The organism is Nocardia uniformis NBRC 13702, from assembly GCF_001613345.1.
GTDB classification, from domain to species: domain Bacteria; phylum Actinomycetota; class Actinomycetes; order Mycobacteriales; family Mycobacteriaceae; genus Nocardia; species Nocardia uniformis.
This window is the reverse complement of sequence record NZ_BDCE01000073.1, coordinates 13,456-28,548: the sequence shown is the minus strand read 5'-3', so window position 1 is coordinate 28,548 and position 15,093 is coordinate 13,456. Positions and strand designations below refer to the sequence as shown.

The following is a 15,093-nucleotide window of genomic DNA, read 5'->3' as shown; positions in this document are numbered from 1 at the left end:
TGAACGTCAGGGGCGCTGATAGCGCGCCGCGCCGACCGTTTCTCGGAAAGCGGTCACGTCGAGCTGTTCGAGACTGGAGCAGCCCAGACGTCCTGGGCCCGCGAAATGCGATCCCATCCCCCGGCAACCTGCAACGGCCGGACGCGCGGCGCGATCGATACATCTGGGGAATGTCGCGGCTGGCGTGGACTTTAATGCGTTAACGCTGAATGCGGAGAATGAGTCAGTGTATTAGTAGCAGTAAAGCAGCGTTTCGACACAATGTGGCTGAGCGGTCCAGGCTTTTCGTCAGCGTGAGTTTTATTGCGGCGCAAGGAGTTAAGTGCGAGTGGGGGAAGTCACTTCAATTCACCGGAGCGACACCGATCACTTTTCCTAGTCCTAACCCTGTCCAATTTGCGTAGATTTTTCAGCGAATGGTTAATAGCCGGTTGCCGTTGTCTGAAAGATTCACTTACGAAGTGGTCAGTCGATCAATGGCGTTATAGCGTCGCCTCATCGCAATGTCGCGATTCCTGGTTCCACAATTCCGAGCCGCGGGAAGCAGCGTTTCTCACCGCTTTCCGTGAAGTCTGTGAGCCCGGCCGATGCAGGGCTGTCCACCAGGCCGCTCGGGTCCCGATGCCCGACTCTCGATAGGTGGTCATAGTGGCCGATCTGTTGGCAAACGAATCTCACGGTGGTATCCGCACCTGGCCCGCACCACGATGGACCGCGCGCGATCTGATTGCCGCCAAAGGTAGAAGAACGGTATCGGTGGTGCTTCCCGCGCTGAATGAGGAAGCCACCGTGGGTGGTGTGGTCCGTGCCGTGCGCTGCCTGCCCGACGGGCTGGTCGACGAACTGATCGTCATGGACTCCGGATCGACCGATGCCACCATGCGGGTCGCCGCGGCGGCGGGCGCCACCGTTGTCTGCCGAGAAGATGTGCTGCCCGACCATCCCCCGTTGCCCGGGAAGGGGGAGGTGCTGTGGCGTTCGCTGGCGGTGGCCTCCGGCGATGTCGTGATGTTCATGGACTCGGACCTGATCGATCCCGACCCGCACTTCGTACCCAAACTCATCGGTCCACTGCTGCTCGACGAATCCATCGTCTTCAGCAAGGGCTACTACCGTCGCCCGCTGCTGATGGGCGAGTCGGTCGACGAATCGGGCGGCGGGCGAGTGACCGAACTCGTGGCCCGGCCGCTGCTGGCAGCGCTGCGGCCACAGCTGCGACACGTCGTACAGCCGCTCGGCGGTGAGTATGCCGCCACCCGTCATGCGCTCGAAAGGTTCTGCTTCGCACCGCATTACGGTGTCGAGATCGGCCTGCTGATCGACATGTTCGACCAGTACGGTGCTTCCGGGATAGCCCAGGTCGATCTGGGTGTGCGCAAACACCGCAACCGTCCACTGCATGAACTCGGGGTCATGAGCAGGCAGATCGTCGCCACGGCGCTCGGCCGGTGCGGACTACCCGACTCGGGGGCCGGAATCATCCAGTTCCCCCTCGGTGCCGATGGGTTCGTCGCAGAAGAGTCCGTACTGCACACCGACCACCGGCCACCGATGAATTCGCTGCTGAAAATCGCCTCCTGACAACAGCGTTCGAGAATTGATGAGGATCCACAGCCATGATGCAGAGCGGTCTCATAGACGACTGGCGGCCCAAGAGCGGCCGATTGACGATCATCCGACCCAGCGAGGGAGCACGCGCGGCCGTCATCCGCGCCCGTATCGACCCCACCCCGCCGTCCTTCCAGCAGGATGCCTACCTGGAAATGGCGCGAACGGCCAAACGCGCCGGCCGACGCTTCGACCGGCTCATCCTGTGCGCCTTCACACTTGGGGGTGAACCCGATATCGAGGCGCTGGCACGCGCCACGACCATCGTGGTGCGGCGGCATGACGCCTTCCACAGCTGGTTCGAGATCGACGCCGACTTCCGTATCCACCGGCATGTGCTCGACGCCGAGAACATCGAGTTGGTCCCGGATGCCTGGGGCGAGATCGACGGCCCGATGGTGAGCCGAATCCTGCAGCATGTGACGCCGGGCCCCAGCAGCTGGGACTGCTTCACCTTCGCGGTGATCGATCACGGTGGATCCTTCACGGTCGTGGTGGCCTGTGATCACCTCAACTGCGATGCCGTATCGGGCGGAATCATCAGTGGTGAGCTCACCCAGCTCTACTTCGATCCGACCGCCGAACAGCGCCTCGCGACCGTTCCGGTGGCGAGTTACCGCGAACACTGCGGCCGGGAACGGTCGCGGGCGGCGGAACTAGAGGTGAGTTCACCGCAGATCGTGGAGTGGGCCGACAGGATCCTCACCAATGGTGGCCGACTGCCGAGCTTCCCCCTGCCGCTGCGGGCGACCGATACGCAGGGCTCCGTCTCGGCGGCGTCGAGCCGGCAGGTACTGCTGTCCGGCGCGGCGGCCGAGAAGTTCGAAGCCCAATGTGCGAGAGCGGGCGTCCGGTTGGTATCGGGTCTGTTTGCCGCGGCGGCCTTCGCCGAATACGAGATCACGCGGCGCACCAGCTATTTCACGCTCTCGCCGAAGAATACCCGTAGTGGTGACGCCGAACGCGCCTCGATCGGTTGGTATGCCAGCCTGATTCCGATCTCCTTCGACTTCGACCCCGCGGAGGGCTTCGCCGCGGTGGCGAAACGCGCCGACGCCGCCTTCGAATCCGGCAGGTGGCTGTCGGACGTGTCGTTGCATCGTGTCGTCGAGCTACTGGAATCGCACGACGGTTTCGAGGTGCGACGTGGCTGGGTGGCGCCCATGCTGTCGTTCCTCGATATGCGCAAGTTGCCGGGCGCAGAGCTGTTCTCCGCGATCGACTTCTCCTTCTTCGGCAGTCGAGGCACCTCCGAGGAGGTCTACACCTGGGTGCAGCGCACCGACGACATGATCTGGATGGCCTCGCTGTACCCCGACACCGAGGTCGCGGCGGCATCCATGGCGCGCTACAGCAATGTGCTCGCCGGGGTCATGGAGTCGATCGCGCACACCGGCTCCCGAGTGCTCACCCGCGACGTCGTCGCGTAGCCGCCATGAGCGCACTCGGCGTACAGCGCAATACCGCTCTCCCCGGGACGAAGTCCTCGGCGTGGGTGGGCGTGGTGGCCGTGTTCATCGCGGTCTTCATGCAGATGGTCGACGCGACGATTGTTATCGTCGCCATACCCGACATCGTGCGTGACCTCGGCGCGAGTTCGGCCGAATCGTCACTGATGCTCACGGGATACACGGTCGCGCTGGCGTGTTCGCTGCTGCCGAGTGCGCGCCTGGGCATGCGGTGGGGGCGCGGTGGCTTCTTCACCGCGGCCGTCGCGCTGTTCGTGGTGGCATCGGTGCTGTGCGGTGTGGCGCCGACGCCGCTCACTCTCATCGCGGCGCGAGTATTGCAGGGGGCCGCGGCCGGAGCGGTATCGGCACAGCCGATCGCCATCATTACCGAGCGGTTCGCCGACTCCCGCCGCCGCAATCTGGCGTTCGCGCTATACGGCGCGACCGCCGGCACGGCGGCCATGCTCGGCCCGCTGGTCGGCGGACTGCTACTGGGCGCGAATCCGCTCGACCTGTCCTGGCGTTCCATCTTCCTGGTGAATCTGATCCCGGGGGCTGTGGTGCTGGTGCTGGCCGCCCGGCATCTGCGCGGTTCGGTCAGATCGCAACGCGCCACACTGGACCCGATGGGTGCTGTGCTGGCGGCGACTGGTCTCTTTCTGCTCGTCTACGGGCTGTCGATCGGGCGCGAGCACGCGTGGTCACCGCCCATCCTGGCGATGCTGACAGCGTCCGTGATCATCCTCGCGGGCTTCGTCGCCCACGAGCGGCGGCTATCCGGGCGCGGCGGATCACCGCTCGTCGATCCGGGCCTGTTCGCCTCCGCGCGGTTCCTCTGGTGGATCCTCGCCTGCCTCGTGGTGTACGGGGTCTTCGCGGCCTACCTGTTCACCATGTCGGTATCGCTCCAGTTCGGGCTCGGGTACTCCGCACTGCGCACCGGTGTGACCACCCTGCCGTTCTCGGCGGGCGCGGTGCTGGGGGCACTGTCGGCGCCCCGACTGGCCGACCGACTCGGGGACCGGATGATCGGAATCGGTTTCGTGCTCTTCGGTGTGCTGCTGGTCGGTTGGTTACTGGCCTTGGAACCAACACCGGCCGCCCTGTCATGGCCGGTGTTGCTGATTCCACTGGCGCTCGGCGGATTCGGGGTCGGTATGGCGGCGGCGCGGTTGCAGATCGCGGTCGTCGCGGCGGTACCACCGCGGTCGGTGGATTCGGCCTCCGGATTGGTGCCGGCCGCGCAGCAGGTAGGAAACTCCCTCGGCGTCGCGCTGATCGGCATTCTGTTCTTCCACGCGGTGGGCGCGGCGGCCCCGTCCGCTGTCGAGCCGGAACAGGAGCAGTTGAAGCGGGAACTGTCGATCGTGACCCCCTTTGCGCCGGGCATCGCCGACGAGTTCGCGCGCTGCGCCACACTGCAATTGCGGTCACCCACACCCGAGCGGACCCCCACGGGTTGCGAACACTCCGCAACGGGCACCACACCGGCCGCTGCCAAGCTGCGCGAACAGACGAGCACCGCGGTCGAGGAATCCGCACGGCGGGTCTCCGGCACGGTCTTCGTCTCCGCCTTCCGGACATCGGCGGTCGTGCTGCTCGTGTTGTTGACCGCCGCCGGTGTACCTTTCCTGGCTCGCCTCCGGAGGAACCGGCCGCCGAGCAAGCCGGAGGTGCCGGTCAGGCAGGCTCGGATATGAGCCCTCGACGGTAGAACATCATCTGATCCTCGAGTGAGACCGGCAGTGCGTGAGCCGTGAGACATTGGGTGCCGAACACTGTTCAGTACGCGAGGCTTTCATCGGGAATGACGAACGGAAAGGGAAGGTGGTAGGCCAAATCGCCCGCGCCTTCCCAAAAAGCCACTGGCTCATAGTGGTACGAACGCAACGGTGTCACCCCAGCGGGCCTGTTTTCCGGTGCTGGAAGCAGGGCATTGATCCGAATACTTATCGTCTGCTCGCCCGGCTCGATCTCCCAGTACCACGGAATTCGGGCTTCGGCGTACCGCAGCGTCTTCCGTGCCATGTCCTGGACGGAATTCGAGGGCGACAGCACCTCGCCCGCGATAACCACGGCCGTGGCAGGCACTTCCTGCTCGTCGGCGGGAAGACAGCGGTACAGAATGAAGTCGGGTTTGAGGAAGTCGTTCTTGGCGGTGAAGAAGATCGGTTGCTCGACGTCGGCTTCGAAGCACTCGCCGGGCAGGTCGCGTGACGCATCCGTCCAGGCCGACTCCAGTGCGTTGCGCACACGCACGGCGGCTCGCTGGTTGCGACGTGGGCCGGTTCTCGCCCAGACCACCCGACCATGGTCGAGTCCCTCCACACATTGCGCGACCTCATCGGGCAATGCGAGATACTCCTCCCACGTGAGCGTTTCCGGGAGTGAATCAGCGCTGTTCGGCCCCACCGTCACAACGCAACCCTAGCCCACCGTCGACGGGTGCCGATGCTGGTCGTAGCCCGCAGTTGAGCCGTGCTGCTGTCACCGGGTCACGGTCGCGCTCATATAGGTATGCCGTGACCGCGACGTAGCGGGGCAGAGCGGGATCGAGTTCGGCCAGGACGGCCAGCCCGCCCATGGGCCATCGGCCTCGCCGACCTCGACCGCGCTCGGCAGTGTCGTCTCGAAGTCGATCAGCTTCGCCCACGTCGGGTCACGATAATCCGGACCATGCCGCGATAGAGCGAACGCACCTCCGCCTCCCGGTGCGTCCGCTGCTCGGGTGTCATCTCGGAGGTGGAGTTCGCGCCCGTTCGTGGGCGGCGGTGTCCCTGGGACGGAGCCGACTGCACCTTTTCGACATCGGGACGAGTGCTGATGTCTGAGCCGCGGCTGTGTTGTCAGCTCGGCTTGCACTCGATGGTGCTGAACTTGGCCTGCCCGCGCCATTCCGTCTTGGCCAGCCCGATCGCAGCACGCACCCCGTACTTGGACTCCACGGTTACCGGCGGCATCGCATCCCCGCCGAAGGACTCAGCCGTGCAGGTGAACGTCGTAACCCGAGCCTGAGCCGAACCAGCACCCGCCAACCCGATCGCGGGAACCATCAAGAACACCGCAACCGGCAAACCAACCAAAAATCGAACACGCACAACGGCTCCTCATCGCCATTCGGGCAGAGCAAGAACGTCGCCGATTCTCACACACCACCAGCGCTGCCGCTGAGGATGTGATCGAATTTCGATCAGGTGTTCCGACCTCGCGCATCGTGTGGTCGGCGCGAAGTCGGGAATACGTCCGGAGAATCCGTTCAGGAATTCAGCAGTTCGCGCATGCGGGCGGCGAAGCCGACCGGATCCGGAACGAAGCCGGTGTGATCGCCGGGAAACAGGGCCGGGGCGATCCCGAGAGCATCGCCGAGCGCGCGAGAGGTGCGGTCGCAGGTCTGGCCGGTCGACTGTTCGCCGATCCCGATAATGAGGTGCGCGCCGGCCCCGCGCAGGGCATCGATATTCGGGGTGAAATGCGTGGTCCCTCGAATTTCATGACGGAACCAGAAGTTCTCCGACGCCGCCTGCTCGGCGGGCGGCTCGGCTCCGAAGTACTGCAGGAAAATCTCCTCCGGCATGTGAATCTGCGCATCCGCCATGAACTTCCGCCACGCCCCCACCCGATCGCCACTCACGAACAGCGCAATCTGTTCCTCGGTCTGCGCATGCAGTGTGTCGCGATCATCGACCAACTCCACCAGCGGCGGCTCATGCGCGATAGCGGCAGTCACCAATTCCGGCGCGCTTTCCAACAACGCCAGCGTGGTCACCGCCCCGCCACTGGACCCGAAAACCACAGCGGGCCCCGCATCGATCGCCCGAATCAACCGAGCCGCGTCATCAGCCCGCAACTCCGGCGTCGACTCCTGCTCCGGATCGTTCGACACACTCCGCCGATGCCCCCGAGGATCAGTGGTCAGCACCGTGTACTCCCCCGCCAGCCCCACAAAGTCCTCAGCCCCCATGGGCGCACCCAACAACACCATGAGCGGCCCACTCCCCCGCACCTCGTAATACAAACTGCCATCAGGCACAGTCAGGGTTGCGGTGGTAACTGCTGCGGTCGAGGTCATGGGGTCTCCCAGCGTGCGTACGACACGGACAAAGGTTGTGACGATGCGGGGCAGGGAAATTCATCGGTCCGCGACCGATAGAGTTGGCCGCGCGTTCGAAGGTTCGGCGTATCACGGCTGGAGCATCGTGCGGATTTCGTGTGCGAGGCGGGGGTTTCCGGCGGCGATGAATTTCTGACGCCGGTCCATCGCCTGTTTGATCGCGGACAGTGAGTTCAGGCCGTAATCCAGGGTGATGGGCTTCCCGTGGAGATCAGTGACGGTGCCGCCGGCTGCGTGCAGGATGTAGTGGCCTGGGGACAGATCCCAGATGGCGAATCCTTTGGCGAATTCCACCATGGCATCGGTGAATCCAGCAGCTATGTGGCACAGGCCGATCGACCCGAAATCGACACCGATGCGCCCCCGAGCTTTCCCATCCGGAGATGGTGCGCCGAGTGCGTTCAGAAGCTGCTCTTGCCCAGCAAGCGGCCGGAACCGTTGTTGCGGGCGCATCAGGTAGTTCGTGACCAGCGATTCGGAAAGTGCTGCTTTTGAAGGACTTTCGAGAGAAAATTCGTCGCCCTCCGCGGTGATCACGAAGGCTCGATCCCGGCCACTATCGTCGCGGGCCGCCACGTACAGCTGGACGTGGTGGAAAATATCGCCGACCACGGCTACCACGGGCCTGGCCAGCGTACGCGAGTACACCAAGACATGCGTGTACCCGCACAGGCCCCGCACGGCCAGCTCACTGGTATCGAGAGGATCGACCAGCACACACAGGCTGGGGTCGCGTTCCACGCCGATGACCTCGGGGTCAGCTTCCTCCGAGGCATAGACGAATGACGGGATGTGTTCGGCGAGAACTTCCTTGTAGCGATGATGCATCCACAGATCGTGATCGGAGAGAAAGTTGTCGACGTGCCGCGGATTATCGTTCTCCGCGCGGTGTCCGGTGAGGGCGGCTTCCATCAGCTGCGGCCTGATCTCTCCCATCAGCTGCTGCACCAGCCCTGCGATACGTTGCGCTAGTTCGGGAATGTTCAAGCTAGGCATCGGCAATCACCTTTCTGGGAGCTCATCGCAACTCCAGAGGAGGTTCGATGCCGGGTGGGCTCATGGTGGCGGCGATGAAGATGGCTTCGAAGTCCGCGCCGCGCATGATCTTGGCACCGGTCAGATCGTCGAAGCTGGCAACTTCCAGGTCGCGGCCTTTGGTCATGGCGCCGAACACAGCAAAATACAGCTCTGCTTTCGGGTACTTCGCGCGGACCTGTCCGGCCAGTTGGCCGATGACATCGGCATGTTTGACCTCGAAGTCGCAGATGACGATGGTCGGTGTGGCTCTGGCTTCAGGGAAGTACGATGCGACGTCCAACTCGATGCCGTCGCGGATCTTGTTGCAGCGCAGGTAGCCGATCGTGCAGCGGGAGAACCGAGACGAGGCAAGGAACGTTGCCATCACCAGACCGGCCTCGTTCACGCCGAAGCATATGTCCACGTCCAGGCGTCTCCCGACGCTCTTGATCTGCTGCGAGAGTCGATCTATGCCGAATCCGAAAGTCTCCCAGGTCAAGTCGAGCAATTGGCCGGGTCGCGGATTGGGGAGAGAGAACACGCATATGTCCGAGTTCCCGTACTCGAAAGTGGGAACCGAGAGGGTGAACTCACCGCCGATCTGTCCTACTGCTCCTTGCGATACGGAGCCATGCGTTTGCGCAGGTGACGCGGTTGAGTGCGAGTGATCGGCTGCGGCTGCCGGTCGGAAACCGCGATCTGCGGTGAACCGCTTGAGCGCAAGCTGATCCTCGATCGGCAGTCGCTCGTAGGCTTCGGCAATCAACTCGGTCGGCGAAATGTGCTCGTCTGCCATCCCTAGCGGGCCACGGCCATAGGCGGTGCACAAAATCAAGACGCTCGACAATGACGGTGGCGACCCCTGGCCACGTGCCCGTGCCCAGGTCTCCCAGGCGTTGATGGAAGTGCCGCCCAGGCTGGTCTGATTGCCCGTGACCTCGTTGTAGCGGGCAGCGGCCTGATCCTGGGACAGACCGGCGGCATACCGATACGCCTGCAAACTCGGCACATCCGGATACCGGTCCAGCAATTCCGTCGCCGTGCGGGTCACCGACCCCAGCTCGGTCCACAGCCTCTTGCCAATGGCGGCCATCTCTCGGCCACGCGCTTGGGGGCTCAACGGTTGGCTCGCCCGAGCGTTCGCATTCGGCGATCTCGAAGAGGTTCGCAGACGCGCGCCCCTTCGAGATCCGAGTGTCGACGGCTTATCCGGCTCACCCATTCCGATGGGCAACATGCGGATAGCGTAACAACTTCGCAGGTCAGCGCGCCCAAGAATCCGGTGAATAGCGAACCGGTGGGCAGGTGTCACGGCGGGCTTCGCGTGCGAGGGTTATTCGGAAGCGGCACAACATTTCTCCCCGGTCAACCAGGGGATCCAACGCACTGGAGGTCCTGCACCATGGTTCCCGATTACAGTCTTCAGCCGACAGACCACAGCGTCCCACCGGACGGACTCACGCTCGAATCCGCGTGCGCGGTAATGCAAGAACACATCGAATGTCCGATCACCGCATGCCCGATCAAACTGTGCGCCAGGACCTTGCTCATCCGCGAAGGCCGCATCGAACCGGCCGAGCGTCCGAAGTTCGGTTTCTGAATATGCTCGACCGCGACGAGATTGCCGACATCGAGATCCACGTCATTCAGGACGTCATCGATATCGTCGAAAACCGTCTGCAGCAGCACGAACACTGCGGATGGCGGCTAACCGTGCCCCGCTCCCACCTCTACGCCACCGTGCTCTACGCCGTAATCGCAGGCGCCCGCCAACAATCATTCCGAGCCACGCTCGACAGCGCCGATATCCTCGACTCAATCCTAGACGGAGCCGAGCCGTGTGTGTCGACGGACGCTTCCCATCAGCCGATTGACGTTGCGATCACCCGTCATGCCGTCCATGTGAACTGACAAGGCGTGTTGGTCACTGCCGTCCGGCATGATCGCTACTGGGTGCGCTGGGCTGCGGGTCGGCCGAAGAGATCGTTGGCACGTCTGCACCATGGAGGTGTGCGACCTCGTGGCTCAGTGAGGTAGGCGCACTGGCATCAGTACGTAGATCAGGCCATCGCGGCGCTCACCGTCGGATTCGCGATCAGCGGCACGAACTGTTGCCGCTCCGGTCGGTCCGTTCATAGCGATCTCTACAACCTCGGCACGTGCGGCGGCCAGTCCTTCGAGCAGGTAGCGGGGGTTGAAGGCAATGGTCAAAGGTTCCCCATCGAACTCGCAACCGATAATCTCCTTCGCGCTGCCTTCGTTGCCACCGCCGGCGGACAAGCGGGCCGAGGCTGTGGCGAAGGTCAACTGCACTTGCGCGCTTCGGGGCGAGAGCAGCGACACCCGTTTGATCGCATCGACCAAGGCAGCCGTATTGATCAAAGCGGTTGCGGTGTGGGTGCTTTCGAGATAGCGCTGATAGGGCGCATAAGGCATATCGAGCGTACGCATCGTGTGGCGCTGGTCGCCGGTCGTCAGCCCCAGAACGGTCTGCCCTGGGCCACCGGAGATTTCGATCCGCGGTCCCGACAGTGCCTTGCTGGTTTCGGCCAGCGCGCGGGCGGGCACCAGCACGCTGGCAGGTCCCGAGATCCCCACCGGATCCCACTCCAGCTCGTGGATCGCGATGCGAAACCGATCCGTACTCACCAACCGTAGGAATCCGGGATGGAACTCGATACTCACCCCGGTCAGCATCGGCAGCGTGTCGTCACGCCCGGCGGCCACCGCTACCCGGGCCACCGCGTCGCATAGTTTCCCGCGGTCGACGCCACCGACTGTCGCGGGCGATTCGGGAAGTTCCGGATAGTCGTCAACGCTCCGAAGTACTGCAGGAAAACCTCCTCCGGCATGTGAATCCGCGCATCCACCATGAACTTCCGCCACGCCCCCACCCGATCACCACTCACGAACAGCGCAATCTGCTCCTCGGTCTGCGCAAGCAGTGTGTCGCGATCATCGGCCAATTCCAGCAGCGGCGGCAGCGACGTGACACAGGCCGATCGACCCGAAATCGACACCGATGCGCCCCGAGCTTGCCGGAGGTCTTGTCGATGAAGATCTGTTCGCACCCGGCTGGGGTGAGTGCGTCATGCTGGGCTTCGGGATGCTGATCGCAGGTGGCCGTCAGGCTCGGACAATCTGGCAGCGGGTTGGGGCGTTCGTGGGGGACGGAGAGTCTTCAAAAGAATCGTCTCCATCTGCGACACGCTCGAGACCCCTATGGGCAAATGAACTGTGGACTGTGTTCCGGGTTCATCGAGCAGGCGAACACCCCACCGTGGCTGGCGCGTCCGATCGTCAAACCTGTTGGCTCACAGGCGAGATTGTAGTGTGGAGTGCCCGGAACGAGTTGGGAGTCTTCACGGGGGCGCCAGTGGGAGTCAGGCTGTCCCGGCGGCCACTCGTAGGTGTCGAGTTGCAACAGTAGTGCGGTCGATGCCTTGCAGTCGGGACAGATCAGATCCGGCACATCATTAGTCGACCAGTTCATGCTCCCACCAATTTTGAATCCAGGTGCGGCTGACAGCCGGTAGTACAACGACGGTGGGTATTGACGGGCGCCGTTGTGGGCCAGATCGTCGGTGTCTGCTGGTTCTGGTCGGCACTGGACCAGTTGTTCACGGACGTTGGGGGGAAGCTCCTCGTACCAGGGAAGATCCGATATTCGCTCGGGATCGAGAATGCAGGCGCTCATGGTGATGGTGTCACCGAACTCCTCGGCGAGTTCAGCGGCAGGGGGTTGTTGGATGCCGATGATATCGGCGGAGTCCTGCCAGAAGACTTCGATGGAGTCGTGGTCGAAAAGGCCACGCCACATCACCTGCGCGATGTCTTTACCTGCAGGAAAGGTGATCTCGGGGAAATCAGCGGCGAACAGTTGCGCGAGCGGTATCAACGGGGTCGCGCAGGGCTCGCGCAACAGGGCCGTGCGTTCAGCGACGCTCGCTCGGTCTGCGCGTCGGCGAGAGGCGGCCTTCCAGCTCAGTCGGGCGGCTCGCTCACGGGCAGTCAGCTGACCTGACGGCACGGGCAGGACGACACCTCGCGCGGTGGAGCGCGCGAGGTTGTGCGCGCAATGGATGGCGCCGCAGCGTGGCCACGGTTGCGTATCCGGCCACAGGATCGGACCCCCGATGTGGCTTTCCGAAACTGCTGGCCGGCCTGGACGCGGATGCAGACGAACAGCGGGTCGCGCGTAGGTGTCGATTTCGGGGACGATCCGCGCGAGATCAGTAGTTAAGGTGCCGGAGGTATGCGTCACCTCGACATTCTCGATGCAGACATCACGCCTGATCTTCCCATTGCTGGACATACGGGCCGGGCGTCGCGAGCTTGCTCGCCTACGTTGCGGTGCGGTGGCCGGTCACATTCTGCTTCGGGGGCGGTACGGGCTCCTCGGCTGCTCCGCTGTCGCCATCACTGTCCACCGCGTCGTGTGGGCAACCCCCCTCGCCGGAGCCGCCGGAACGGGCGCAATCGCGCTCGCCCGCACCACGATCGGCACACCCAGCATCGCGCAGATCGTCACGCTGACCGCGGGCGCGGCCGTCGGCACCGCAGTAGTCCTGCTCGCCGCGCGAGTGGTCGGTATTCCCGAAGTCCGTACAGCACGAACACTGCTGATCCGTTCGCGACATCGGAGGTACGGCCCGCCGACCAACCTCATCGGCTGGCGAGCTCATGGGCGACATGCAGAGTCGCGGCAAGCGCCAGGGAGGAGGCCGCCCTCACCGACTTCTCGAACAGGACCCGTTCGAGAGACCGCACAGCGACCGGTCCCGAGAACCGTCAGGGTTCGAGGTCGACCATGCCTTTGCCGCTCGCGATGTCGAGCGGCACCGACACCTGATCATGCGTGATCAACCAGGTGTCGTTGATCCTTCGCATGCCGTACGTGACTCGGACCCACATCCCGCTCGTCGCGGTCCCGTTGTTCAGCGTGCCGCTGAGACGACCGAAGGCGTGCCCGAATGCCACATCACCGCCTACGGTGAATGTCAGATCGCGAAACTCGTAGTCCACACTGTCGAAGAACAGGAACACTCTCGCCCAGTTCTCGAGTTTGGCCCCTATCCCGACGTGCTGGAGCGGCGGCTCGACATCGAAGGACACGACGTCGGTCGCGTACAGGCGTTTCAGTGCATCGAGGTCCTTGGCCCGCAGTCCCTCGACCACCCTGTCGATTTGCCGGCGAATCTCGACCTCGGCTACCTCAGCGCGTGACTGAAAGTCATTGGATGTGCTCATGATTGGCTCCTCAGGAACTGATGAGAGTGGTTTCGGCGGCGGCTCGCAGCGGCGCGAGCGCGGCGCTCCAGGAGACGACCTGATCCAGCAAGGTGTTCAGCGCGGTGGCGTGGTGGTCGCCCGGGGTGAAGGTGGTGTGGTTCTCGAAATCGGTGAGCAACGAGATCTCCACCGGGCGGCTCACATCGGCCATACCCAGCGTGCTGCACACCATCCGCAGTTGCACCACCGCGCGGGTGCCGCCGCTCACGCCGTAGGAGACGAATCCGACCGCCTTATTGGTCCATTCCGCGCACAGATGGTCGATGGCGTTCTTCAGCACCCCGGGCATGCCGCCGTTGTACTCCGGAGTCACCACCACGAACCCGTCGAACGGGGCAATCCGCGCGGCCCAGGCGCGGGTGTGCGCATGCACCGACGGGCCGTGCATCGGTGGGACGGGTTCGTCCAGATGTGGTAGCGGGTGGTCGCGCAGATCGATCAGTTCGAACTCGGCGGCGTCGCGCCGCGATGCCGAGTCCAGAACCCACTGGGCGACCTGCGGGCCGTTACGGTTGGGCCGGGTACTGCCGAGGATGATGCCGATTCTGATCATTTCCGGAACTCCTGGTTGGCTGAAACTGTCTTGACCTTCCGACGACGCAGCCGTCCGGAATGTCAGGACGCCTCATTGAGACGCTTCGCGGCGCTCACATTTCGGGGCGCTGCTTCGTCGATATCGGTGAGGACGCACGCAACGAAGGAGCCGAGCATGACCGACCCGCGCCTGTCCGAGGTGATCGATGAACGCCGTCAGCTGATCAATCTCGCCTACCGGATGCTCGGCTCGCTGGGCGAGGCCGAGGATGTGGTGCAGGAGGCGTACGCGCGCTGGTACTCGTTGTCCGAGCGGCAGCGGCGGGAGGTGGCGGTGCCGGGCGCGTGGTTGACGACGGTCGCCAGCCGGATCTGCCTCGATCTACTCGACTCGGCGCGCGCCAGGCGCGAACGCTATGTGGGCGAATGGATTCCGGAGCCGGTTCCCGGACGGTCCGAATGGGTCGAGGGTCCCGCCTCCGCCGATCCCGCCGACCGGGTCACCCTCGACGAGTCGATCAGCATGGCCTTCCTCGTCGTCCTGGATTCCATGACACCGGCCGAGCGGGTGGCGTTCATCCTGCACGACGTCTTCCGCTACTCCTTCGCCGAGGTCGCCGACGTCGTCGGGCGAACTCCCGCAGCCTGCCGACAGCTCGCCTCCAGCGCTCGCCGCCGCATCGATACCTCACGGGGCCCGTCGAGTACCGAGCGCGCCGAAGTGGTCCGCGATTTCAAACGTGCGTGGGAGACAAAGGATATCGAGGCGCTGATCGGTCTGCTCGACCCGCAGGCGATCGCGACGGCCGACGGGGGCGGCCTGGCACTGGCCTTCCTCGACCCGATCAACGGCGGCGAGCAGATCGCCCACGCCTGGATGGAAATCGCCACCCACGGTCCCGCGGTAACCCTGCTGGAGCGCACGGTGAACGGCCAGCCCGGCCTGGTAGCACAGCTCGAAGGCATCATCGTCTCGGTTTACGCCTTCGACATCGCAGACGGCCGGATCACCCGCATCTGGGCGATCCGGAACCCGGAGAAACTCCGAGCCTGGACGATGCGTGGATGATTCGCGCGAGG

At 64.0% G+C, this 15,093-nt stretch carries 15 protein-coding genes; 5 read left to right on the top strand and 10 right to left on the bottom strand.

Features of this window, described 5'->3' with window-relative positions:
* The first annotated feature begins 648 nt into the window (after window positions 1-648).
* From NU1_RS27555 to NU1_RS27545, 3 genes are read left to right on the top strand one after another with little or no spacing between them, the layout of a single operon-like run.
* Complete coding sequence (locus NU1_RS27555; protein ID WP_157553142.1) at window positions 649-1,581, top strand: glucosyl-3-phosphoglycerate synthase; 933 nt, start codon at window positions 649-651, stop codon at window positions 1,579-1,581.
* 35 nt (window positions 1,582-1,616) lie between these two features.
* Entirely contained in the window at window positions 1,617-3,038 is a 1,422-nt protein-coding gene (locus tag NU1_RS27550) for a condensation domain-containing protein (protein WP_067525865.1), read from the top strand.
* 5 nt (window positions 3,039-3,043) lie between these two features.
* Window positions 3,044-4,759, top strand: a complete 1,716-nt coding sequence (locus tag NU1_RS27545; RefSeq protein ID WP_067525863.1) for an MFS transporter — start codon at window positions 3,044-3,046, stop codon at window positions 4,757-4,759.
* A gap of 82 nt (window positions 4,760-4,841) precedes the next feature.
* Here NU1_RS27545 and NU1_RS27540 read toward each other — a convergent pair whose 3' ends face one another.
* From NU1_RS27540 to NU1_RS27520, 5 genes are all read right to left on the bottom strand, one after another.
* Window positions 4,842-5,477 carry a Uma2 family endonuclease gene (locus NU1_RS27540; protein ID WP_067525861.1) on the bottom strand — a complete coding sequence of 212 codons (636 nt, stop codon included), beginning with the start codon at window positions 5,475-5,477 and terminating at the stop codon, window positions 4,842-4,844.
* A gap of 428 nt (window positions 5,478-5,905) precedes the next feature.
* A complete protein-coding gene (locus NU1_RS27535) occupies window positions 5,906-6,112 on the bottom strand; it encodes a hypothetical protein (protein ID WP_157553140.1) in 207 nt (68 codons plus the stop codon).
* Between the two features lie 203 nt (window positions 6,113-6,315).
* Window positions 6,316-7,128: an alpha/beta fold hydrolase gene (locus NU1_RS27530; protein ID WP_067525857.1), complete on the bottom strand. Its 813-nt coding sequence runs from the start codon at window positions 7,126-7,128 to the stop codon at window positions 6,316-6,318.
* Between the two features lie 111 nt (window positions 7,129-7,239).
* Window positions 7,240-8,157: an inositol monophosphatase family protein gene (locus NU1_RS27525; RefSeq protein ID WP_212761194.1), complete on the bottom strand. Its 918-nt coding sequence runs from the start codon at window positions 8,155-8,157 to the stop codon at window positions 7,240-7,242.
* Window positions 8,158-8,188: 31 nt separating this feature from the next.
* Complete coding sequence (locus NU1_RS27520) at window positions 8,189-9,280, bottom strand: helix-turn-helix domain-containing protein (protein ID WP_067525853.1); 1,092 nt, start codon at window positions 9,278-9,280, stop codon at window positions 8,189-8,191.
* A gap of 509 nt (window positions 9,281-9,789) precedes the next feature.
* Here NU1_RS27520 and NU1_RS27515 point away from each other — a divergent pair.
* Window positions 9,790-10,098: a hypothetical protein gene (locus NU1_RS27515; protein WP_067525851.1), complete on the top strand. Its 309-nt coding sequence runs from the start codon at window positions 9,790-9,792 to the stop codon at window positions 10,096-10,098.
* Between the two features lie 114 nt (window positions 10,099-10,212).
* On the opposite strand, the gene dnaN is transcribed toward NU1_RS27515, so the two are convergent.
* From dnaN to NU1_RS27485, 5 genes are all read right to left on the bottom strand, one after another.
* Entirely contained in the window at window positions 10,213-11,073 is an 861-nt protein-coding gene (gene dnaN / locus NU1_RS27510) for a DNA polymerase III subunit beta (protein ID WP_084521850.1), read from the bottom strand.
* Window positions 11,074-11,407: 334 nt separating this feature from the next.
* Entirely contained in the window at window positions 11,408-12,502 is a 1,095-nt protein-coding gene (locus NU1_RS41795; RefSeq protein ID WP_157553136.1) for a hypothetical protein, read from the bottom strand.
* A gap of 28 nt (window positions 12,503-12,530) precedes the next feature.
* On the bottom strand, window positions 12,531-12,827 hold the full coding sequence (locus NU1_RS42355; protein WP_067525842.1) for a hypothetical protein: 297 nt from the start codon (window positions 12,825-12,827) through the stop codon (window positions 12,531-12,533).
* Window positions 12,828-12,978: 151 nt separating this feature from the next.
* Entirely contained in the window at window positions 12,979-13,437 is a 459-nt protein-coding gene (locus tag NU1_RS27490) for a YybH family protein (RefSeq protein WP_067525840.1), read from the bottom strand.
* A 10-nt stretch (window positions 13,438-13,447) separates the two neighbouring features.
* Entirely contained in the window at window positions 13,448-14,032 is a 585-nt protein-coding gene (locus NU1_RS27485) for an NADPH-dependent FMN reductase (RefSeq protein WP_067525838.1), read from the bottom strand.
* Window positions 14,033-14,188: 156 nt separating this feature from the next.
* Between NU1_RS27485 and sigJ the strand changes: the two genes are divergently transcribed.
* The gene (gene sigJ / locus NU1_RS27480; protein ID WP_067525836.1) at window positions 14,189-15,082 is read left to right on the top strand and encodes an RNA polymerase sigma factor SigJ; all 894 of its coding nucleotides are present in this window, start codon (window positions 14,189-14,191) and stop codon (window positions 15,080-15,082) included.
* Window positions 15,083-15,093 lie beyond the last annotated feature (11 nt).

Coding starts and splice junctions, on each gene's coding strand:
- NU1_RS27550 (WP_067525865.1), top strand. CDS start 1,617: ATGATGCAGAGCGGTCTCATAGACGACTGGCGGCCCAAGAGCGGCCGA.
- NU1_RS27545 (WP_067525863.1), top strand. CDS start 3,044: ATGAGCGCACTCGGCGTACAGCGCAATACCGCTCTCCCCGGGACGAAG.
- NU1_RS27535 (WP_157553140.1), bottom strand. CDS start 6,112: ATGGTTCCCGCGATCGGGTTGGCGGGTGCTGGTTCGGCTCAGGCTCGG.
- NU1_RS27530 (WP_067525857.1), bottom strand. CDS start 7,128: ATGACCTCGACCGCAGCAGTTACCACCGCAACCCTGACTGTGCCTGAT.
- NU1_RS27520 (WP_067525853.1), bottom strand. CDS start 9,280: ATGGCCGCCATTGGCAAGAGGCTGTGGACCGAGCTGGGGTCGGTGACC.
- NU1_RS27515 (WP_067525851.1), top strand. CDS start 9,790: ATGCTCGACCGCGACGAGATTGCCGACATCGAGATCCACGTCATTCAG.
- NU1_RS41795 (WP_157553136.1), bottom strand. CDS start 12,502: ATGTCCAGCAATGGGAAGATCAGGCGTGATGTCTGCATCGAGAATGTC.
- NU1_RS42355 (WP_067525842.1), bottom strand. CDS start 12,827: ATGTCGCGAACGGATCAGCAGTGTTCGTGCTGTACGGACTTCGGGAAT.
- NU1_RS27490 (WP_067525840.1), bottom strand. CDS start 13,437: ATGAGCACATCCAATGACTTTCAGTCACGCGCTGAGGTAGCCGAGGTC.
- NU1_RS27485 (WP_067525838.1), bottom strand. CDS start 14,032: ATGATCAGAATCGGCATCATCCTCGGCAGTACCCGGCCCAACCGTAAC.
- sigJ (WP_067525836.1), top strand. CDS start 14,189: ATGACCGACCCGCGCCTGTCCGAGGTGATCGATGAACGCCGTCAGCTG.